The 21,609-nt window shown below is 45.4% G+C and carries 20 protein-coding genes; 6 read left to right on the top strand and 14 right to left on the bottom strand.

Features of this window, described 5'->3' with window-relative positions; all coding sequences use genetic code 11:
• Positions 1–34: 34 nt before the first annotated feature.
• From porG to C7460_RS04875, 7 genes are read right to left on the bottom strand one after another with little or no spacing between them, the layout of a single operon-like run.
• Positions 35–745, bottom strand: a complete 711-nt coding sequence (gene porG, locus C7460_RS04905; protein ID WP_170147890.1) for a type IX secretion system protein PorG — start codon at positions 743–745, stop codon at positions 35–37.
• A 2-nt stretch (positions 746–747) separates the two neighbouring features.
• Positions 748–1,836, bottom strand: coding sequence for a DUF6089 family protein (locus C7460_RS04900; protein WP_115866960.1), 1,089 nt, complete (start codon positions 1,834–1,836; stop codon positions 748–750).
• 46 nt (positions 1,837–1,882) lie between these two features.
• The gene (locus C7460_RS04895; protein WP_115866959.1) at positions 1,883–2,758 is read right to left on the bottom strand and encodes an NAD kinase; all 876 of its coding nucleotides are present in this window, start codon (positions 2,756–2,758) and stop codon (positions 1,883–1,885) included.
• Positions 2,759–2,763: 5 nt separating this feature from the next.
• Positions 2,764–3,429, bottom strand: coding sequence for a CBS domain-containing protein (locus C7460_RS04890; protein ID WP_115866958.1), 666 nt, complete (start codon positions 3,427–3,429; stop codon positions 2,764–2,766).
• Positions 3,426–4,184 (bottom strand): alpha/beta fold hydrolase, encoded by a 759-nt coding sequence (locus C7460_RS04885; RefSeq protein ID WP_115866957.1) that lies wholly within the window; start codon positions 4,182–4,184, stop codon positions 3,426–3,428. The genes C7460_RS04890 and C7460_RS04885 overlap by 4 nt, the downstream gene beginning before the upstream one ends.
• Before the next feature lie 23 nt (positions 4,185–4,207).
• Positions 4,208–4,753 carry a CvpA family protein gene (locus C7460_RS04880; protein WP_115866956.1) on the bottom strand — a complete coding sequence of 182 codons (546 nt, stop codon included), beginning with the start codon at positions 4,751–4,753 and terminating at the stop codon, positions 4,208–4,210.
• A 3-nt stretch (positions 4,754–4,756) separates the two neighbouring features.
• Positions 4,757–5,209, bottom strand: a complete 453-nt coding sequence (locus C7460_RS04875; RefSeq protein WP_115866955.1) for a GatB/YqeY domain-containing protein — start codon at positions 5,207–5,209, stop codon at positions 4,757–4,759.
• Positions 5,210–5,257: 48 nt separating this feature from the next.
• Here C7460_RS04875 and C7460_RS04870 point away from each other — a divergent pair, with 48 nt between their 5' ends.
• A complete protein-coding gene (locus C7460_RS04870) occupies positions 5,258–5,986 on the top strand; it encodes a pyridoxine 5'-phosphate synthase (RefSeq protein WP_115866954.1) in 729 nt (242 codons plus the stop codon).
• Positions 5,987–5,989: 3 nt separating this feature from the next.
• A complete protein-coding gene (locus C7460_RS04865) occupies positions 5,990–6,751 on the top strand; it encodes an alpha/beta fold hydrolase (RefSeq protein ID WP_115866953.1) in 762 nt (253 codons plus the stop codon).
• Here the strand turns inward: C7460_RS04865 and C7460_RS04860 are convergent.
• A complete protein-coding gene (locus C7460_RS04860; RefSeq protein WP_115866952.1) occupies positions 6,743–6,952 on the bottom strand; it encodes a DUF2905 domain-containing protein in 210 nt (69 codons plus the stop codon). The two genes, C7460_RS04865 and C7460_RS04860, sit on opposite strands and share 9 nt — an antisense overlap.
• Between C7460_RS04860 and C7460_RS04855 the strand changes: the two genes are divergently transcribed.
• The 3 genes from C7460_RS04855 (at position 6,951) to C7460_RS04845 (ending at position 9,801) form a co-directional block, all read left to right on the top strand.
• Positions 6,951–7,664, top strand: a complete 714-nt coding sequence (locus tag C7460_RS04855; protein WP_115866951.1) for an SAM-dependent methyltransferase — start codon at positions 6,951–6,953, stop codon at positions 7,662–7,664. The genes C7460_RS04860 and C7460_RS04855 overlap by 2 nt on opposite strands.
• A 59-nt stretch (positions 7,665–7,723) precedes the next feature.
• Complete coding sequence (metK, locus tag C7460_RS04850; RefSeq protein ID WP_115866950.1) at positions 7,724–8,977, top strand: methionine adenosyltransferase; 1,254 nt, start codon at positions 7,724–7,726, stop codon at positions 8,975–8,977.
• 86 nt (positions 8,978–9,063) lie between these two features.
• The gene (locus tag C7460_RS04845) at positions 9,064–9,801 is read left to right on the top strand and encodes a TerC family protein (protein ID WP_115866949.1); all 738 of its coding nucleotides are present in this window, start codon (positions 9,064–9,066) and stop codon (positions 9,799–9,801) included.
• Positions 9,802–9,888: 87 nt separating this feature from the next.
• On the opposite strand, the gene C7460_RS04840 is transcribed toward C7460_RS04845, so the two are convergent.
• A complete protein-coding gene (locus C7460_RS04840; protein WP_115866948.1) occupies positions 9,889–10,350 on the bottom strand; it encodes a heme-binding domain-containing protein in 462 nt (153 codons plus the stop codon).
• 80 nt (positions 10,351–10,430) lie between these two features.
• Positions 10,431–11,084: an SDR family NAD(P)-dependent oxidoreductase gene (locus C7460_RS04835; RefSeq protein WP_115866947.1), complete on the bottom strand. Its 654-nt coding sequence runs from the start codon at positions 11,082–11,084 to the stop codon at positions 10,431–10,433.
• A 267-nt stretch (positions 11,085–11,351) separates the two neighbouring features.
• Between C7460_RS04835 and C7460_RS04830 the strand changes: the two genes are divergently transcribed.
• A complete protein-coding gene (locus tag C7460_RS04830) occupies positions 11,352–12,479 on the top strand; it encodes a hypothetical protein (RefSeq protein ID WP_170147889.1) in 1,128 nt (375 codons plus the stop codon).
• 55 nt (positions 12,480–12,534) lie between these two features.
• Here C7460_RS04830 and C7460_RS04825 read toward each other — a convergent pair whose 3' ends face one another.
• The 4 genes from C7460_RS04825 to C7460_RS04810 all read right to left on the bottom strand — a co-directional run bounded on the left by C7460_RS04825 (position 12,535) and on the right by C7460_RS04810 (position 21,595).
• Positions 12,535–14,373 (bottom strand): glycoside hydrolase family 13 protein, encoded by a 1,839-nt coding sequence (locus C7460_RS04825; RefSeq protein WP_115866945.1) that lies wholly within the window; start codon positions 14,371–14,373, stop codon positions 12,535–12,537.
• Between the two features lie 16 nt (positions 14,374–14,389).
• On the bottom strand, positions 14,390–18,013 hold the full coding sequence (locus C7460_RS04820; RefSeq protein WP_170147888.1) for a DUF4961 domain-containing protein: 3,624 nt from the start codon (positions 18,011–18,013) through the stop codon (positions 14,390–14,392).
• Positions 18,014–18,117: 104 nt separating this feature from the next.
• Positions 18,118–19,998: a SusF/SusE family outer membrane protein gene (locus C7460_RS04815; protein WP_115866943.1), complete on the bottom strand. Its 1,881-nt coding sequence runs from the start codon at positions 19,996–19,998 to the stop codon at positions 18,118–18,120.
• A 28-nt stretch (positions 19,999–20,026) separates the two neighbouring features.
• Positions 20,027–21,595, bottom strand: coding sequence for a RagB/SusD family nutrient uptake outer membrane protein (locus C7460_RS04810; protein ID WP_115866942.1), 1,569 nt, complete (start codon positions 21,593–21,595; stop codon positions 20,027–20,029).
• Between the last annotated feature and the right edge of the window lie 14 nt (positions 21,596–21,609).

Genomic DNA, 21,609 nt, shown 5'->3' with positions numbered 1-21,609 from the left:
ACTAATGGAGAATTATTAAACATTTTTTAACGCCCTAGTACGATCTGATTCTGTTGAGGATGGACCTATTGGGTACATATGGAAAAGGACAGGGTATTTTATATAAGACATATGTGAGACTCACGCCGGTATAGAAGTACCAGTCTTTGTCATTTGGATTGCCATATCGAAAATTCTTGATTCGCTGGTCTCCATCGGAGACGCCATCCAGGTAATCAAAAAATGTTTTTCGTGCTCCCATTTCTCCAGTGAGTGTAAGCCTCTTGGTGAGTTCATATTTTACTCCTCCACCCATGGGAATTACAGGTTGTATTTTACTGTAATCCTCATACGTTGGGCTGGTGTTGCCTATTTGGGTCAGGCCAAATCCAAGAAAAATGAAAGGAGACCACTTCGAGCGGTTTTTATCTGATCGGTAGCTTAAGAAGTGGTATTCAAAAGTAGAAGAAAACTCTATGATTCGGTGATTGAACGAGTGCTGGCGTTCTTCTGCGAGGGCATCTCGCGGGTTTTCATCATTACCTACAATATTGCCTGCAGTGAGTCCAAATTTAAAACTTACGATTTCAGAGAGGTTGAGTCTGTATACCAGGTTGCCGGACAACCTGGTTTTTTCTAATCGGGGATAAGCATTTAGATCACCTGTATAATGCATGCCACCTATTCCTCCGCCGAATTCCATGAATTGGGAGTAGAGTGGAGATGAGAGTATGAGTAATGCCGCTAAGCAACAAAGTCTATTCAAAATTATCTGAATTTAGCCGAACTTCTCGTTTGGCCCAATATCATGCTTATTCTTAATGACGTCATAAAGAACATGTCATTGTCATCCCTATTGCCCCTTATTGCTCCTTTTTCATCAAGACCACCACCAATGTATGGGGAGCCATAATATGTTTGTCCGTCAGGATGGGTGGTAGAGCCAACCTGTACGCTTGTTCGTTCTACATTTGCCCAGGCAGCAGTTGGTTCAGCAGCCCTGTCCGACATTATTCTTGTTAGATCGTCTTCTAGCATGTAAAACGGAACGTATCTGTCACTTACATCATCGATGTAATCTGTAAACAAATACCTGTATCCAAATTCAATTCCAGCATTAAACGGACCAGGCAATCTTAAATTGATGCCTACGCCAATAGGAATAGCCAATTGTATTGGGCTATACGCTGAGTTTTTAACGCTACCACTGTTGATTAATTGTCCTTCAGTTCCGAGTTTTCTTAACTTGACCCACTCACCAGCTTGAGGTGCAGGCTCCGTGCCACCGGTGGTGTAATCAAACTCAGGCACCAATGCTTTAGGCTCGTGATGAAATACTGCTGCACCTACCAGTAAGTAGATGTTGATATCCGGTCGCATATTGGGACCGCCATAGTTCGGCATGAGATAGATTTCAAACCCCATGTGGAGTTCTTTAATGTCGTTCCGAAAATGTAAGTTTCTTACATATCTGGCTCTGGAGTCTTCAGCATTTGGGTCAGATGTTACATCGTCACCCTTTAACCTCCCATAATTAAAACCAGCTCTCACTGCGAGGTGAGGTGTAAAGCGGTGCCCTACATTTATGCCCATACCAGGGCGGGTAAAGTTGATGTCAGTACTGGCAGCTTTATTAACGGGAGCCAGGTCCCCAAAGTAATTAAGTGCATTCACATTGGCTGAAAGGTAGCTGTATGGTCTAAACTTAGCTCCGACCATCCCACCTCTATAGGAGGACATTCGTTTGTTTTTGGACCTACGTTTTTTGTACCGGTTTCGTCGTTGAGCGTCCGCGTCAAGTGCTCCAGCCAAAAATATCAGCACTAATGATAGGGAAATGAAGATTTTAAATTTCATGTGATGATGGCAATTGTTACAAACTTAACAAATTATCAAAGTTTCTCTAGTTCCGCTTATCCAACCCCCAGTTCAATTTATTTCTTAATGTGTCTAAAAACGAAGAATCCTCAATTTTTATTAACCTCGCTTTAAAAGGTGCTTTTCGTACTTTAAACTCCACTTTATCACTTACAGATTCTGATCGAGAGTCTAGTGACACCTGACAAGACTGATTCTCAGTTTCAACTACAAAAGTTAATTCACTGTTTTCAGAAATGATTAAAGGTCTCACATTTAAATTATGCGGGCTGACCGGTGTTATGATAAAATTGTTCGTATTTGGAATAATTACCGGCCCTCCGCAACTTAGTGAGTAGCCTGTACTCCCTGTAGATGTAGCCACCATTACACCATCTGCCCAATATGTGTTTAGAAACTCTCCATCCAAGAAACATTTCACCACAATCATAGATGATGTGTCCTTACGAAGTATGGCAAATTCGTTGAGTGCATAATTTTTGTCTTCGAATAGTGGGATATCAGTGTGCAACTGCACCAGGGAGCGATCATCATATTCGTACCTTCCTGCAAAGTATGCCTGCAAAGCAGCGGCGATGTTTTCTTTAGAAATTACAGCTAAAAAACCCAATCGACCCAGGTTGATTCCAAGAATGGGGACTTGAGAGTCGTCTACATGCGTAAGCGTGTCTAATAAAGTGCCATCACCTCCCAGACTAAATACGGCCTCAAACTCGGACATGTCCTTCTCTGGCTGGTATTGAGGGTGATGGTCCAGTACACCTTTGGCATTGGGCAATGCGGCTATGTGAGGACTTACATAGATCTCCCTATTGTTATTTTCTATGATCGTCACTATTTCTTTGACGTAGCTGACAGATTCGCTTGCGATTCTGCGGCCATGGATGGCGATTTTGTTCATGTCAGCTATATTTTAAGATATTTCATGAGAATATCTATTCGCTCTTTTTCATCAAAACTAGAACTGGCCGTGTTGTGGGCGCTTTCTACGGTAAATCCCGCCTCTTCTAGTTGGCTGATGATATGAGAGATATCTTCTTTGTTTAGTTTAAGGGTGAGGTGTAAATCATTTGGGTCTTCAGAGTGAGGGCTTAGGTAGCTGCTCAGAATTTTTACTTCATTGGATTCGATAATGCGGCTGATTTCAGTGAGAGAGTAGTCGTTAAATTTCAGTCTTAGTCCCAAAATAGCTCCAGGAGTGCTTACTGAGCTGTTTTTGGCGAATGCTTCCACCACATCTTCTATAGATACTACTCCAAGGTACTGATTGAGTTCATCTATGACAGCTACAATTCTAAACCCTTCAATATTTGATGTCTTGAGCACATCGTAATAGTGATTGCCAGCACCCACGGTGCATTTTTGACCTAGCAACGGATAATCCCCTATATTGGGGTACTTGAGTTCATCATTGAGTAAAAGTTCTTCGTCTATTAACCCAACGAAAACACCATTATCTACTACAGGAAGCTCTGACAAACGCAATTCATCCATCCACTGTTTAGCCTTAGACACTTTGTCTTGTGGTTTCAGTGGTGGGATCATATAGTTTATCAGGTCTTTGGCTATCATACTACAAGTTCTCGTTCCAAAAATTCTTCTAATATCTGATTGAACTCTTCCGGCCGCTCCATCATAGGCGCATGGCAGCATTTGTCGATGAATCGTAACGTGGTATTCGGTATCAGCCTGTCAAATTCATGGCCTACATAAGGAGGGGTGATGGTGTCATTGAGTCCCCAAATGAGTAATGTAGGCACCTGAATCCTTGTGATCTCGTCAGCCATGTTGTGTCGCTGAGCAGATTTCGCAATCGCTACTATTCTCAACGCTTTCGGGATACTTTTAGTTGTTTCAAACACCTCGTCCACCAATTCTTTTGTAGCGGTTTTAGGGTCGTAAAACGTGTATGCCACGCGCTCCTGTATGTAATCATACGAACCTCTACGTGGAAAGGATCCACCCATGGAGTTTTCGAATAACCCTGAGCTGCCTGTAAGAGTCAGCGTTTTTACCTTTTCTTCGTTTTTGAGCGTAAATATTAACCCTACATGGCCGCCTAATGAATTACCTACCAAATTTAAATTGGTCAAATCCATGGCTGTTACAAACTCCTCTACGAATTTGTTAAGCGCTGTAAGGCCGGCTTGCTTCACAGGCATTGTGTAGATCGGAAGAAGAGGTATAATCACGCGGTAATTTTGTGAAAACCGATTAACCACCCCGTCCCAGTTGCTCAATGCCCCGAACAGACCGTGCAATAAGAGCAGGGGCTCTCCCTGTCCTTCATCAATAAATCTAAATCCTTTATCTTCTTTGACTTGCATGTATTATAAATAAACAAAAGAAATTACAAAAAGGTATAAAGTGAGCGGTGTTTATCACCAATATTTTTGAGTGAATCCATCATATCTTCGATGAATGGAAGCACTTTGGATAACCATTCGAAGGCTTTCGGGCCCAGTTCTTTTACATAAGGATAAATCAATGAGCCGTCTGTTTGTTTGTCGGGGAAGCGAACACCGATAGAATCGAATACCCAGAAGAACACGCTGACGATAAAAGCCCATTTGAAAATTCCTGCCAGAGCACCTAGAACATTGTCGAAAAAACCAAGGAATGTGAGGTCTAAAGCTTTTTTGAGTAATTTGGCCAGTAGGTTGACGATCAGCACTGCCACTAAAAATAGGGCGACAAATACGCCTACCGTAAATAACTGAAAGTAGTCGTTGCCTGAGAAAAACCGTTCAGCTACAGGGATGGTGAGTTCGATAGCCAGAAACAGCCCTACGAAGAAGGCAAGAAATGAAAAGATCTCCACTACCAATCCCTTGAGGTAGCCTTTGATAGCCCCAAGTACCAATACTACGATCAGAAAAATATCAATATAATTCACCCGTTATTTGCTCAAAAGTTGCTTCACTTTAGTAGAAATGGCTTTGCCGTCAGCTTTTCCTGCAAGCTGCTTGGTGGCCATACCCATTACTTTGCCCATGTCTTGAGGGCCAGAAGCGCCTACCTGCGCGATGATTCCCTTGAGCACTTCTTCGAGCTCATCCTCACTAAGCTGCTTGGGCAAAAACTCCTCAATTACTTTTAGTTCGCTTTCTTCTTTGGCAGCCAGGTCTTCACGACCTTCTTTCTGATAAATTTCCAATGAATCTCTGCGCTGCTTGGCAGCCTTTGTCAGGAGCTTGATTTCAGCATCTTCGCTAAGTTCATCACTACCTCCTTTTTCGGTGGCAGCCAGTAGTATTTGTGATTTGATAGCACGAAGTGGGGTCAGGCGCTCTTTGTCTTTTTTGAGCATTGCCTGTTTGATTTCGGCCTCTATTTTCTCTTTTAAACTCATAATCTATTTTTTCTAAACAAATTTGCGTGAAAATCAGTGTAGCTATTCATGACCAAACTTAGCGTAAACATCAACAAAATTGCAACCCTGCGCAATGCTCGGGGGGGCAATAATCCCAATGTGGTACAAACAGCCAGGGACTGTGAAAGATTCGGGGCAGAAGGCATAACGGTGCATCCAAGGCCCGACGAACGTCATATCCGATATACGGATGTCATGGACCTTAAAGATGTGGTTACCACAGAGTTCAACATAGAAGGGTATCCGGATGAGCGGTTTATGGAGATCATAGAAAAGGTACGTCCGGCACAGGCCACACTCGTTCCCGATGGGCCTGATGTACTCACCTCATGCGCAGGATGGGATACGGTGACTCACGAAGAAAAACTTTCTGAGATCATCGAAGAAATCAAAAATATGGGGGTGCGGACGTCTGTTTTTGTGGACCCTGACCTGAAAATGGTAGACGGAGCATCAAAAATAGGTGCAGACCGTATAGAGCTCTATACAGAACCGTATGCTGCTCATTTTCATCAGGACAGAGCTGAGGCTGTGAAAAATTACGTGGCTGCAGCCAAACGTGCAAAGGAGATTGGCCTGGGCCTCAATGCAGGGCATGACCTGGATTTGCACAACCTGGCGTACTTAAAACAACAGATTCCCGATTTGGATGAGGTCTCTATCGGACATGCGCTGATTTGCGATGCCCTTTATTATGGGTTGGAAAATACCATTCAAATGTACCTGAGACAGATACGTGACTCTAAAGAAGGATAAAAAATGAAATTAAATTTTAGAAAATACGGTACTGGGCACCCGCTATTTGTACTGCATGGGGTGTTTGGTTCGTCGGACAACTGGCAAACTCATGGTAAAGCTTTGGCAGAGCACTTTACGGTGTACCTCATTGACCAGCGAAACCATGGCAACTCTCCACACAGTGAGGAAATGACCTATGAAGCCATGGCGGAGGATCTAAAGAAACTTATGGATGATGAGGGCTTATCCTCCATTTATGTGCTAGGACACTCGATGGGAGGCAAGACTGCTATGACCTTTGCGACGAGCTACCCAGAGGCTGTAGACAAACTAATAGTGGTGGATATAGCTCCAAAATATTATCCTCCACACCACAGTCAAATATTTGAAGGCTTTCATAGTGTGCAACTGGACTCGATTGGTAGTAGAAAGGAAGCGGACGAACAGCTGTCAAAAGTGATCAAGGAAGCTGGCGTAAGGATGTTTATCCTTAAGAATCTGTCTCGGGATGAATCCAATAATTTTGTGTGGAAGCTCAATCTACCCGTAATAGAATCCAATATCCAAAAGATAGGCGAGGGCTTGGTGGATGGAGCCTCCTTTTCTGGGCCTACATTATTTATAGGTGGGGGAGCCAGTGATTACATTCAGGAAAGTGATCATGACCTCATCAAAGATCACTTTCCAGATGCCACGATCAAAATGGTGCCAGGTGCAGGCCACTGGGTGCATGCTGAGAAACCTAAAGAACTGGGAGAGCTGGTGATGGACTTTTTAGCGTAGCTTCTCATACAAGAAAAACAGCAGTGACAACAACACGCTAATCAATAGGCAAGAGGTGATCGGAATATAGAATGTAGTGTTTTCTCTTTCGATAACGATATCACCGGGGAGCTTACCGAAAAAGTCTAGTTTCCCACCATAAGTGATCAATACACCGCAAAGAATTAACACGAGACCGATAACGATCAAAGATTTTCCCATGACAAAAGGCTCCTTATTTTTAATACCCACTTATCTCTCTGACCAGAACGACGCTTCATTTTTGGCACCGATGGTACTGGATGTGGTACGAAATACTTCACACTTTTTAGTAGAAAACGTACGAACGTCCAGGAGGTTTATCAGTAGCTTAAAACTGGGGGTGGAGATTCCCGAACTACAGTTTGAGGTGCTCGACAAAAAGACGAGCCACCAGCAGCTAGATAAATTTTTTGCTCCGGCTATGCAGGGGAAAAACATCGGAGTGATGTCAGAGGCTGGCTTGCCCGGTCTGGCAGATCCGGGGGCATTGGCCGTGGCGTATGCCCATCAGCATGGTATACAGGTAGTACCCCTGCCAGGACCGTCTTCTATACAGACAGTGGTGATCAGCTCCGGCTTTAGTGGTCAGCGGTTTACCTTTCATGGGTACCTGCCCATTCAGAAAAAAGAGCGTATACAGGCCATCAAAGAGCTGGAAAGTAACCTGAAAAAAACGGGATATACACAGGTTTTTATGGAGACTCCATTTAGAAACATGCAGCTAATGAAAGATCTGACCACCCAGCTGAGCCAAAATGTGCAATTATGCGTCGGTGTGGACCTTTTTGGGAAGCAGGAGTATGTGAAGACCCAGCCTGTGAGCAGGTGGAAAAACAGCAAAAAAGATTTCCATAAAGTGCCTGCGGTGTATTGTATTGGTCAATTCTCTTAAAAGACCATCATAAATTCACCTAAAATTCTAAATTTGCAACCCTCTAAAGAGCTTTATATATGTCATATCTATTTACCTCAGAGTCAGTTTCTGAAGGACACCCGGATAAAATTGCAGATCAAATATCTGATGCATTAGTAGATCATTTTTTGGCTTTTGACCCTCAGTCTAAAGTGGCATGTGAAACACTGGTAACTACAGGTCAGGTAGTGCTTGCAGGTGAAGTAAAATCAAAAACTTACCTGGATGTACAGCAACTCGCCCGCGATGTGATCAAACGAATTGGTTATACCCGATCGGAATATATGTTTGAGGCCAACTCGTGCGGTATACTGTCTGCTATACATGAGCAGTCTCCAGACATCAATCAGGGAGTGGACCGACAAGACCCACGCTTGCAAGGGGCTGGCGACCAGGGTATGATGTTTGGCTACGCTACCGACGAGACGGCCAATTATATGCCGCTGGCACTGGATATATCTCATCGCATCCTCATAGAGCTGGCAGCGATGCGACGAGAAAACAAAGAAATCACCTACCTGAGACCTGATGCCAAGGCCCAGGTGACCATTGAATATTCTGATGACAATCAGCCTATTCGCATAGATGCAATAGTGGTATCTACACAGCATGATGACTTTGATGAAGAGGCGGCTATGCTGGGTAAGATCAAAAAAGACATCATAGAATTGCTGATTCCTCGAGTAAAAGCGCAGCTTTCGCCTGAGCTTCAAAAGCTGTTTACCGACGACATCAAATACCATATCAACCCTACCGGCAAATTTGTAATAGGTGGTCCTCATGGTGATGCTGGCCTTACCGGGCGAAAGATCATCGTAGATACTTACGGAGGCAAAGGAGCTCATGGTGGAGGTGCTTTTTCTGGGAAAGACCCCTCTAAAGTAGACCGATCTGCGGCTTATGCTACCAGACACATTGCCAAAAACCTGGTAGCTGCTGGGGTATGCAAAGAAGTACTTGTACAGGTTTCTTACGCCATTGGGGTGGTGGAGCCGATGGGCATTTTTGTGGATACCTATGGCACTGCTAACGTGGACCTTACAGATGGAGAAATAGCAAAAAAGGTGCAGGACATCTTCGATATGACTCCTTATGGAATAGAGACGCGCTTAAAGCTGAGAACACCGATGTATCAGGATGCTGCGGCCTATGGGCATATGGGTAGAAAGCCTGAGACGGTGACGCGTTCGTTTACCAACGGAGAAGGTGAAACCAAAGAGATAACATTTGAAACCTTCACCTGGGAGAAACTAGACTATGTGGACCGGGTGAAAGAGTCTTTTGGACTGTGATCCAATGACATTATGATTTTAAGAAGGGCTCCAGTTTTTGGTAGCCCTTTTTTGTTTAATAGGGTTTGTAGGCTTAACTTTTTTGTATGGAAATATTTCTGGAGCCAGCTACCTGGATAGCACTACTCACGCTTACTTTTTTAGAAATTGTACTGGGTATCGACAACATTATTTTTATTTCGATAGTCACCAATAAACTGCCGCAAGCTCAGCAGGGGAAAGCACGAAACCTCGGTCTTGCCCTGGCTCTTATTTTCCGAGTTGGGCTATTGTTAGGGGTGACTTGGATTATCACGTTTACGGAGCCTTTATTTACTGTCTTTGAGCTGGAGATCAGTGGTAGAGACCTTGTTTTACTCGGTGGAGGACTGTTTTTACTTTTTAAAAGTACTATGGAAATCCACCATAAGATGGAAGGGCCAGAACATCACGAGTCAGATACAAAAGTGAAAAGCTTCACCTCTGTGATCATCCAGATCATATTGCTGGATGTGATCTTTTCATTTGATTCTATACTCACGGCCATAGGCCTTACCGAAGAGATTATTCTCATGGTTATTGCAGTGGTGGTTTCTATCGGTATCATGATGGTCTTTAGTAAGTCCATCAGTGATTTTATTAGCAAGCATCCAACTCTGGAGGTTTTGGCCTTGTCTTTCCTGATATTGATTGGCTTTATGCTCATGGTGGAAGCATTGCATCAGCATGTGCCAAAAGGCTACATTTATTTTGCGGTGTTCTTCTCGCTGGTGGTGGAGCTGCTCAATATGCGCATGCGTAAGAAACGAAGCCCTGTAAAACTCAGAAAGCGAATCACAGAGTAGCAGGGCACATAAAAAGGCTGCCACGATGTGCACTTTGATGCAATTGTGACAGCCTTAAATGTTTTAGAGAAGCCAAATAGCTCGGTGTTAGTCTACCACGATTTTACTCATTTCGGATTTTACCCAACTTACTAGTTCAGCAATTTGAGTTTCTGACAGACTAGCATCTCCATGTGTGATGGTGTATACCTCAAGTGGCATTTCGCCTTCCTCCACTTCTTCCATGGCTTCCTCCAGCTTATGATGTTTCTTTTTGTCAGAGTAGGTAGCCCATTCACTAAAATTGAGTTCATGGCGCCCTTCCTCCACATCATGAATGACCAGCCATGAAATGGGCGCTACATTAGCGTACCAGGGATAGTTGGTTTCATTGGAATGGCAGTCATAGCACGCTGTTTTTAAGATTTGACTGACTTCTGGTTTGATAGTGAGTACTTCGTGTATATCATTTGGGTTTTCGGTGATCACTTCTGGCTTTTCGGGCTGGAAAAACTGTATGATGACCAGGGCGATAAGCAGTAAAAGGCCGATTCGGCGTATCCAATTCATAGTGAAGCTGTTTTTTCTTTGGGCCTAAATTAGAGTACATAAAAGATATATGAATAAGGGAACCCAAAAAATCTGAGTATTCAATACTCTACTACATTGGTTTGCTTACCCTCCTGGCTGTGTATTTTCCAAAGCTCCTCAGCGATAGCGGTAGGGTTGTAGCGGAGGTCTTTGGCCTGTACAAAGCCTTTTACCACCACGGTGCCCACTTTAATGTTGGTGTAGTTGAGCTCCTGAGAGAGTTGTTTACACAGATTGAGCAAGGCGGCTTTTCCGAGCGCCAGAGATCCGTGGTTTGGGTGTGGATCTATTGCTAGTCCTCCTCCTGTAAACAGTATGGTGCCTTTGTTAGCCTTTTTCATAGCCCGCACTACTTGCTTTACGGCATGCACAGCACCACCTACATTGGTTTTAAAGTCTGTGGCCAAAGAAGCGATCGACTCTCTCAAGATGTTTTTATCCTTTTTACGGGCTGCATTATAAAGCAGCACTTCAGGGTTTCCATGCGCTACTTTGATAGACCGAAAAGCCTCCGTAAGAGTTTTTTGGACTGCTGCATCAGCCACGAAGTAGCTGCACTTGATGCCATCATTGAGAAGCATTTCTTGAAAAGCCTTTAATTTTTCTTCATTGCGCGAAATCATGGCGATGTGATAGCCCTCACGTCCCCATTTTAACGCTGCGGCGTAACTAATGCCTCCGCCCATTCCCACGATAACAATGACCTTCTCCATAGTGTAAAAAATATTGATGTGTCGTAGATAGAAGCGGTTATGGTCTTCAATTGTTTAGTATGCGGACAGCAAAATGTCAGTAAAAAAGAGTGCAATGGTCAGAAAGACAATCGGTTAAGCTATCTTTAGATAGTCACCTCTATTTTCGATATGGATTTTCGCTTTGCAATATGTCTGGTGATTTTGCTGACAAGTAATTGGTTGTTTTCGCAGCCTTTTCCAGAAAGAGAGCTGGACAAGCGGTTGGTTGCTACTAAAGTAGCTTTAATGAGCGGAGATACACTTTCGGGGTATTTAATGCAGCTGGATACCGCTGGTCTACGGCTGTTTGATCCTGAGTCGGCTGCAGTACTTCAACTGGAAGCAAGTCAAATCCGTGCATTTCGTTTTCGTAGACAAGGTTCGTTTTGGAGTGGGTGGCTTAAAGGCTTTGCGGCTGGCGAGTCTTTACTGCTTATGTATGTGTTTGGCGGCATAGGGAGTGATGACTATTTTGGTCCAGGTTTTTACATCGCATTAGGAACTGTGTTTATTGTGACCCCATTCGCCATTATTACCGGTATTTTGGAAGGGTCAAGTGGGATAAACTTACAACATGAACTTCAGGGCCAGGGCGATGCATTGGGTTTGGTGAGAGAGCGAACACAACGTTATTTGCTTCAAGACCCGGACGCCTTGATACGTACTGAGCAGGGTAGGAGGCGGCTAGAGCGGCTTAGATTTGACGAGGGATGGAAAAAGCGTATGCATTCTATCTATTACGTTCCCTTTATCAGTTTTCAGGTGCTTGGGGTCGGCTTCAGAAGGTTTGATTTCGATGGACAAGTGAAGAAGAAATATGATGGTTGGCAAACGAAGTTGGAAGATACCTATCAACAGGACAATCATTTTTGGAGATTCGGAATAGGGATTACGCTCTCTCCAAGACTGGAAATAGGAGTAGAAAAGCATACCAGACAAAGTGGTTGGGTGTCACTTCTGTATGAGGCAAACGCTGAAATTAATGCGACGAAAGAGTTTACACACTATGTGACGAGAGTCTGGGCGCTGTATCGGTTGAAGCCTTATTATGGAGGTACTGGTAGCAAATGGCAACATGCGGTAGGCCTGGGGTGGAGTGGACTCCAATATGACCATTTTGGCTACTTGTCATCCGAAACAAGGTATAATGATTACCAGATCTCTGGATTGGCCAATGGCGCTACCCTCTTGTTCCGCTCTTCTTATTTTTTGACCAATCGGGTTTCGGTGGAAGCCCAGGGAGAGCTAGCTGGTCATGAGCCGATTGCCTTGCCACAAATCGACATCCAGCAACCGGAAGAATATATACTCCCAGCAGAAGAAATAAATGTTTTTTCATCAATGCTTTCGCTGGGGATCAGACTGCACCTATAGAAAAGCCCTACTTCCAGGGAAGTAGGGCTTACGGTTGGTTGTGGTTGATGGTCCATTAGTTGGCATCCATTTCTATTGGAATATCTAAAATCAAACTACTGTTTGGCTCCATGGAGAGTGACGTGCCGATGGTCATCTGCTCGCCATTTAGGGCGTTCGTTGCAGTGACATTTGGCTTAATGATCTCACGAAATCTGTCCAAACTGACTGAGCGTGGTTCATTGCTGTTGTTGACAAAAACCACGATTTTTTGACTGGCACTTTCTCTGCTGTATACATACACATTGTCGTGCGGCACAAAGTGTTTAAGTGTGCCCGAGGCTACTGCTTCGCTGGTTTGGCGCCAATTGAGGAGGATTCGAAGGTGGTCGAAGGCTTCATTTTCTTCTTCGGTACGTCCTTCGGCCGTAAATGCGTTTCGCTCGTCGCCAGTCCATCCTCCTGGAAAATCCTCTCGAAGGTCTCCGTGTTCACCATACTTTCTCATGAGCATTTCCGTGCCGTAGTAAATCTGAGGAATACCGCGGGTAGTAAGCAGCACAGTCATCGCATTTTTAAACTTATCCAGGTTTTCGCCGATGGTGTAGTAGTAGCGATCCATGTCATGGTTGTCAGCAAATATCTTGTTGGCCATAGGATCATGGTACGCGTAATCCTTGCTCAAAACATCATATACTGCACGGATGTCCCCCTCTGGCTTAAAGGTATTGTGCAGCCCATAGCAAAGTGGGAAGTCCGTAATGCTGGTGAGTTTAGAGTTGTAATCAGCGCCTGGCTGAGGAGCCCAGTAAGCCTCTTGCAGTTCATCGCCTATCCAGGTTTCACCCACCAGGTAAAAGTCCGGGTACTCCGCGAGTACGCGTTCGGCCCAGCGCTGCATGGTTTCGGCTTTGTTGTAAGGGTACGTATCCATTCGGATGCCTTCCAGGCCAGCATATTCTATCCACCAGATGCTGTTTTGAATCAGGTATTCTTCCAAAAACGGGATGTCATGGTTGAGGTCGGGCATTACCGACACGAACCAGCCTTTTTCCATTAGCTCACGGTCAGCATCTGCACCATGAGGGTCTGGTATAGAAGCCATGGCGTGATTGGTATTGGTATAGTTGGTGCCAAAGTGCACCCAGTCTTCCATTGGGGGCTCTTTGATCCACCAGTGTTCTGATCCGCAGTGGTTGAAGACCATGTCCATCACCAGCTTCATATTCCTTTTGGAGAGTTCATCAGACAGCTTCTTGTAGAGCTCATTGCTACCATATCGTGGGTCTACCTGGTAGTAGTCTGTGATGGCATAGCCGTGATAAGAAACCTCTGGCATGGCATTTTCTAGCACAGGATTTAACCAAAGCGTGGTGACGCCCAGGTCTTCCATGTAGTCCAGCTTAGATAGGATGCCCTGGAGATCACCTCCATGGCGGCCATTGTAGTGTTCCCTGTTTAGCTTGTCTCTAAGCGGGTCTACACTATCATTTTCAGGGTTGCCGTTTACGAATCGGTCTGGGGTGATCAGGTAGAGTACATCACTGTTGTCTATTACATCTCGAGAGGTGGTGCGCTTTTTTAGCTCATAGGTACAGCTTCCCACCTTCTTCCCATTTTGTTTTAGCGTCAACTGGTACTCGGCTGCTTCAGCTTTGCTTAGTTCCACATCTACAAAGAGATAGTCAGTGTTTTCCACAGAGTGGATTTTAACTATGCTAAGGCCTTCTGGCTTTACATTTATCGAGGTAGTGCCTCCGATATTGTCGCCTTTTATAAGCAATTGTAGTTTGGAGTTTTCCATTCCCACCCACCAGTGAGGAGGCTCTACGCGCTCAATGTTTTTGTTTTGAGCTTGAGCAGTGGTGATCATCGTCACCAGCACAGCACAGGCAATAAATAGATACTTCTTCATATTATGTTTTTTTAGGCTACTTCTTGATTACAAATCGGTGATGACTGGCAGTACTACCCTGCCAAATTCGTAGGAGATAAAGCCCTTCTGTGAGTCCGGAGACGTCCAGTTTTGAAGTGCTTGATTTTTCCACGAGTATTTCACGGCCAGCAGCATCTACTATTTGTAGCGTGCGCAACTGGTTTTCGGGATTGGGAATCTGCAGCGTATTCACCGCAGGGTTGGGGTAGGGGGTCACAGGCGATTGCTTGATGCTCAAAGGACCGGTTTTGCGCAGCGGGATCTTCATGTAGATATCTCCTGCGCCATCTATAAATCCACCAGTGATTTCACCAGTAGCTCCAGACCCTTTGGCATTGCCTGATGCATCTCTAAACACCATGGCGATCCAGTACGCCTCACCAGAGATGTCATAGTATTCTTCTGGGGTGAGCGTAATGCTCCATTCGTTGGTGCCCGATACTTTGGTCAATTCGCCCACGCCATCATCTGCACCCCAGGTGCCTACCACATTGGTCCAGTCGTTTCCGGTAGGTGCGTCCACATCTGAGGTGACTATACCCGAGTGCATGTAGATTTTGGCAGCATCTAGTAGTCCTCTGTTGCCTAGCGCGGCATTGAAAGTGATTGTGATTTCATCACTTACGGAAAAGTCAGCAGGAGAGATCGTGATGAGTTCTCCTTCTTGTGTCACCTCCAGAAAAACGGTGCGATTTCTAAATCCTTTGGCTCTGTTGGTGTTGTCCGAATCGCGAAAGGTCATGCCAATTCGGTATACCACTGTACCATCAGCAAGTCCAAAATAGTCCTTCGGTGTAAGTGTGATTTGCCATTGATTGGCTTTGCCACTTACGGGAGTCATCTCGCCAAGTCCATCGTCGGTCTGTGTGCCGACCATTTTAGAAAGTTTTTCACTATCCGGGCCATCTGTGACCACTCCAGCGTGCATGTACACTTTAGCAGCTCCTACCAGTCCGTTGGTGCCATCAGGGCTAGCTTTTGTCGCATCAAAAGTGATCGTGATTTCTTCACTGATCGTAAAAACGCCCGGGTCTACCGTCACAGGGTTTTCGTATACCGCGACTACATTAGGGAAGCCATTCGATATTCGTTTTCCCGTGTATACATGAAACTCTCCCGGCTTAAGCGAAATCTCTCCGTTTCGGTTGGTCACATTGATTTCTTCTCCAGAAAAATAATCGAACCATGAGCCTGTTTTAGGGAAATTAGGATCAATAGCTGCTGCTTCTAATCCGAAGTTTCCAATGACATTGATGTCCAGTTCTGGGTGAGTAATCGAAAATTGCTTGAGGTCACTTCCGAGGTTGGCACTATAAGAACCTGTGCGAATGGCTACAGGATATGCATTTCTCAGAGCCAATACAGCAGCATAAGTATCGTATACATATTGCCTTATGGTGTCTTCATAATACCCAAGGTTGTCTTCACCCCATGGGAGTGGTTTTTCAGCCAATCGATCGATGTAATTAATATCTATGTCATAGCCCAACTCGCCAAACTGCCACAGCATTTTGGGTCCTGACTGTAGGAAATGAAACGCGGCGCCCATTTTTAGCCGCTCTAGAGCCACGAGTTTGTCCCGGGTATTGTAACTGCCCGAGGCGTGTCCGTCTACTTTCATATCATACGCCAATCGCTGCTCATCATGGCTTTCCATGAAGCTAACATGAGATCGTGCGCTTGCTCCTCCTAAATCTGCACCGTGTCCTTTCAGCGCATCTCGATAGCTGTGATTGAGTCCTCTCCAAAGAATCATTCCTTTGTTGGCCAGTACGGTTTCTTCACTGCCGTCTGCAAAATGCTCGAGAATAACGTATGCGTCATCGTCATAAGACCAGATTTTTTCAGCCATGCGTGAGAGTAGATCGATTCTACTCTGGTCATAGCCAGACCATTTTCCAATATCGTCACCATAATTGGTTTGTGTAAAACCTTTCGAAAGGTCAAATCTGTACCCGTCAAAATGGTATTCTTCTAGCCAGTAGCGGTTGACTGTGTCTGCAAAATCTTTGGTGTATTGACTCTCATGATTGAAATCAAAACCCACATTGAACGGGTGTGTAGCGACCGGATTGAACCACGGGTTGTCAGCTGATACTGTGCTATTGGCGTCATCCCAGTACATACGTACCATCGCATTTTGTCCGAATGCATGGTTGAGCACCATGTCCAGAATTACGGCTATGCCGTGCTGATGAGCAGCCTCGATAAACTGCTTTAGATCATTTTTGGTGCCGTAGTATTTGTCTACCGCAAAAAAGTATGATGGGTTATATCCCCAGCTATTGTTGCCTTCAAACTCCATTATGGGCATCAGCTCAATGGCGTTGATCCCAAGGTTTTTGAGATAAGAAAGTGAATCAGTGAGGTCCTGATAATAATGCGAGCCTACAAAGTCTCTAACCAGTAATTCATAGATCACGAGTTCGTCTTTACGCGGAGGCGTCCAGGTCTGCTCGGAAGCGGCCCAGTTGTAAGACTCTTGACCTGTTTTCAAGACCGTAGCTATGCCATGTTCCGTTTTGCCGTAAACTGGAAGATCCGGATAGATGCTTGCGTCGATGTATTGGTCATTCCAAGGGTCTGCGACTAGCTCGGCATACGGGTCACCGATTTTGATGACACCTTCTACCCAATATTGAAATACGTAGTTGGCTTTTGGTGTGAGACCAGACAGTTCGATCCAAAACAGCTCGCCATCAGGAGTCCGATTCATTAGATAGTTGTCATCAATCTGCCAGTCGTTGAAATCTCCTACCACATAGCAAAAGTCTTTTTTAGGAGCTTCCAGCACTAAGGTTACCTTGGTCTGGTCTTCATGGTAGTTGATCCCTTTTTTCACTCCTTGAGGCAGAGCTGCCACAGGAACTGCCGAGCGTAGTGCAATGGTCACTGTGGTACTGCTTTGTACTTCTGAGCCATTGATAGTGGCTGTGACTTTGATGGTAATGGTTTCAGATTTGGTGGCTTGGTATTCGTAGCTGATGGTGGTCCCGGAAGTCACGCTGGCTTTTTCTATGTCATCCACAAATAGCTTCATGGAGCTCACGTCGGCAGAAGCTTCAGCAGTGATTGGTAGTGTGCTATTTGCTTCTAAAAAGACATTGCTTGCCGTAGGTGCGGAGATGTTTACGTAAGCATCTACTTTAAGGTCTACAAAAATGTCACCATTAGATGCTACCGTTCCCCAATCGTAAGTACCTGGTGTGCCTTTGCCTTCAGCTGTGCCTGCTGCATCGCGAAAGACCATAGAAAGCCTGAAAATGTTTTTGCCTGCCGGCACGCTGTAGTAGTCTCTGGGTGTGAGGGTGATTTGCCATTTGGTATCAGAGCCATCTACTTTGGTCATTTTACCCAGGCCATCATCCTGTCCCCAGTTGCCAACTACATGCTCCCAGTCTGTGCCATCCGGTGCTGTGGTAATTACGCCAGAGTGCATGTAAACCGAACTTGCATCTGCAAGGCCAGCCGTGCCCTCAGAGGCATTAAAAGTGATGGTCAATTGTTCTTCGCCACTAGCGTCTGCAGGACTAATACTGATAAGCTGGGCCTGGGTGGCAATCGCCAGTAGGCATAGCAAGGTCATGTAGCATCCGCGAGTGATCCATTGATTGTTCATTGCCATAGGAGTTTTATGAGAGTGAAAACAAAGGGCCACCATAGTGGCCCTTTGAGTTGTTTATGAGAAATAGTATGAACAGTATTTCAAATCAAAGGTGGCGCTTACTTGATACTGTAAGTGTAGCCGTTGATTGGGTCCAGGGTCATGGTGATGGTATAGGTGCCGGCAGTTACTGCGATGTTGTCACCACCTGCGTCTAGCGTACCATCGGCTCCAGAGTCTCCAAAGTTGACATCCCAACCGTCATTTTCACGGAATTTCAGCTCACCATCTGTCAGGGTAGCATCGATTGTCCATGAGTAGTTGCCTTTCTGAGCTGCTACAAGAGTCATATCCGTGTCTGCATCCCATCCGGCAGGTGTAGCACTGCCTATGATGCCCCAGTTGGAGGCAGTCACAGCATATGTCCCAGCAGTATAGTCTACATCGATTCGATAGAATCCATCGGCACCCACGGTCACATTGTCTTCGCCTTCTTGCTTGAGCATTCCATCGTCACCTTTACCCCAGTCGCCATCCCAGGCTTGCTCCTGTAGGAATTTAAATCCACCACCATCTACGGTCAGATAGGTATAGATTTGGAATTTACCATTGTCGGTTTTCACAAACTTCACAGAGTTTGACGGATCCCAATCAGCTGAAGTAGATCCACCCACGAGATACAATTCGGCAGGAAGTGTAGCTACGGTGTAAGAGTAATTGTTGAAGTCAACAACGATTCGGTACAGACCGTCAGCGTCTACAGCGATATTGCTTTCGCCTTCCTGAATGATCTCACCGTCAGCTCCTTTGCCCCAGTCACCGGCCCAGTCTCTTTCTTGTAGGAATTTAAACTCGCCTACAACTAAAGAAGCAAAGATTTCGAATTTGCCTTCAGATACTACATTGAACTGTAAAGCACCTGATGGATCCCATCCTGCTGAGGTAGCACTACCTACCAGATACAGGTTGTCTGGGAACAGGTTGCGAACAAATTCAAGGCTATAAGCTAAAGTCTCATCATTGAAAGTCACCTTGTATACACCTTCTTTGATGTCTTGTGGTAGCACGATGTTAGGCGCAGATTTGTCTGCAATGCTATCAGGCTCCACATCACCAAATGTACGACCAGAGTAAGCTCCTTCAGAAAACTTGAAAGAATCTCCTGGCTTCAAAACCACTTCCTCGAGTACCCAAACGTGATCCTCTGATTGTGTGAAGGCATATTCGTCACCCTGGAAGTTGTTAAACGTCCCGTGTAGGTATAGCGACATTACGTTTTGCTCTAGTGTCACTGCAGGCTCTACGGTGTATTGTAGCGTGTTGTCGTTGAATCGAATGTTTACCAAACCACTGTAGCTACAGTTGGTGTTTGCTCCACCACCGGTGGTAACCTCCATTACGCCATCACAATCTGAGTCTCCCCAGTCTGCATCAGACCAGTCTTTGGTGTTTTTGAATTTCCACTCACCACCGTCTAGCTCGATTTCCTTGATCTCCCAGATGTGGTCTTCTACCAACTTCAGTGAATCCCATGACCAGCCATTGAAACCACCAGCGATGTACATTTCGTCGTTGTTTGCAGCGAAAGGCAACTTACTGATTTCAAATGTGGAGGAGATGTTATTTACCTGTCCTTTGCTATCAGTCACTGTGATTTTAAGTGTGTAAACACCTACTTCAAGAGCTGCAGCATTGAAGTCAGCAGCAGCTACTTTCAAAGTGTCGCGTGTTCCTGAAAGGTTGGCACTGGTGGTGAAAAGCTCGTTTTCACTAGCATCCATCAGGGCTAGATTCACACTGGCAAGAGGTGATGCCATACCGTCAGCAAATGCTGCGGTAATATCGAAATTACCCTTTACAATTTTGCCGCCATCAGCAGGTGCCAGGTAGGCAAGCCCGGGAGCAAAATCAGTGAGTTTTGCTGTGTCTATCTCATCCATCTCACAAGCGGAGAAGAGGAGTGCGACCAGCGCTAATAATGTATATATTGAATGTTTCATTGTGTCCAATTTTTAGATCCGTGAGTGATTAGTATTGGTCGTTTTGCTTCAGCTTAGGGTTGGCGATCAAATCTGCCGAAGGGATAGGGTACAGGTTCAGGTAAGCACCTGTGGTCTGTCCTGCCTGAGTTCCACCTTTCCATGGCCAAACACCATTTTCAGTAAACTGATTGAAGCGAATCAAATCTGTACGTCTGTGGCCTTCCCAGTATAGCTCACGCGCACGCTCATCCAGGATAAAATCCAACGTTAGGTCAGCTGCAGTGATGTTGCCTGCAGTGCTGCCATAGGCCCGCTCTCTGAGCATGTTGACGTATTCCACAGCAGTAGCACTGCTGCCGCCTCCACCGCGTACCACAGACTCTGCGTACATCAGGTAGACATCTGCAAGTCGGAAGAAAGCAAAATCAGTATCTGGGTGGGTTTCATCAGACCCCTGTGCATCATTTGAAGTGATGTTTGTAAACTTCGGTACGGCATAGCCATTGGTGAAATCCGTAATGCTCGTGATTTCTTTGGTTTGACCATCTGTATAGAAAATAGCTCTACCGTCCAGGTCACCTGTTTCATCTGGGAAGAGGTTTACCAGTGCGCTTGTGGTTCGAAGACCACTCCAGCCACCCGCTACGCCATAGTTGGCAGGATCCATGGTGCCACCGATAGCTGCGTTTACCAGATAAGTAGTGCCGCCCCAGGTTCTGATGTGCTCACCGTCAAACAAAGCCGCAAAGATGATTTCACTAGACGTGTGGTTGTCAGCTCCGAAATTGAGCTGGTAGTCATCAGCCAGGGCAAACGCTCCCGAGTTGATGATTTTTTCGCATGCTGCCAGACAGTCTGCAGATCGGTCAGTGCCGGTATATACTTCAGCGTTTAAGTATAGCTTAGCTTGTAGTGCCCAAAGCGCCTCTTTGCTTGCACGCCCATATGGCGTAGATACAAAACTTTTGAGCTGAGTCTCGATATCGATCAGTTCATTTTCGATATAGGTAAAGACATCTTGCTGAGTAGCCTGGTCCGGAGCTTCAGACCCAATAGCATCTTCCTCCGTGTAGAAAGGGATGTTCCCAAAGAGGTCTAGTCCGTGCCAGTAACTTAGCGCTCTTACAAAACGTGCCTCTGCGCGGTACTGTTGTATGGTAGCTTTTGTGTCCTCATCGAACCCTCGTTCGGTAAGTTTTTCTTCTGAAGCTTCGCGCAAAAACTCATTGGCAAGCGATACATTGAAGAAAATTCGGTAGTACATGGCTGTGATGAATTCATTGTCATCTGTCCAGGTCTGGGTGTTGAGTGTAGGCAAATTACCATCTGCCCAGCCTACTACAGCTTCGTCTGTAGGTAGCTCCTGTAGTTGCCAGTATTGTCTCACATAATTAGATGCACCTTCATCTATTCCTCTGATGTCACCAGCTCCGGCAGGACCTTGCTGTCCCGTAAGGGAAAACCCTGCATAGATTTTCGCTAGAAATGCCTCGTAGGTTGCTGGGTCGTTGAAGATCAACTCGCCAGTTGCGTCACTCTTTGGTGGTACGTCCAGGTCGGTACAAGCCGACAGGGTCACCACCATTACGATCATTAGTTTAAATATATTTTTCATGTTTATTGCTCTTT

Origin of the sequence: Marinoscillum furvescens DSM 4134 (genome assembly GCF_003386095.1) — a bacterium.
GTDB classification, from domain to species: Bacteria; Bacteroidota; Bacteroidia; order Cytophagales; family Cyclobacteriaceae; genus Marinoscillum; species Marinoscillum furvescens.
This window is presented reverse-complemented; position numbering and strand designations above follow the sequence as displayed.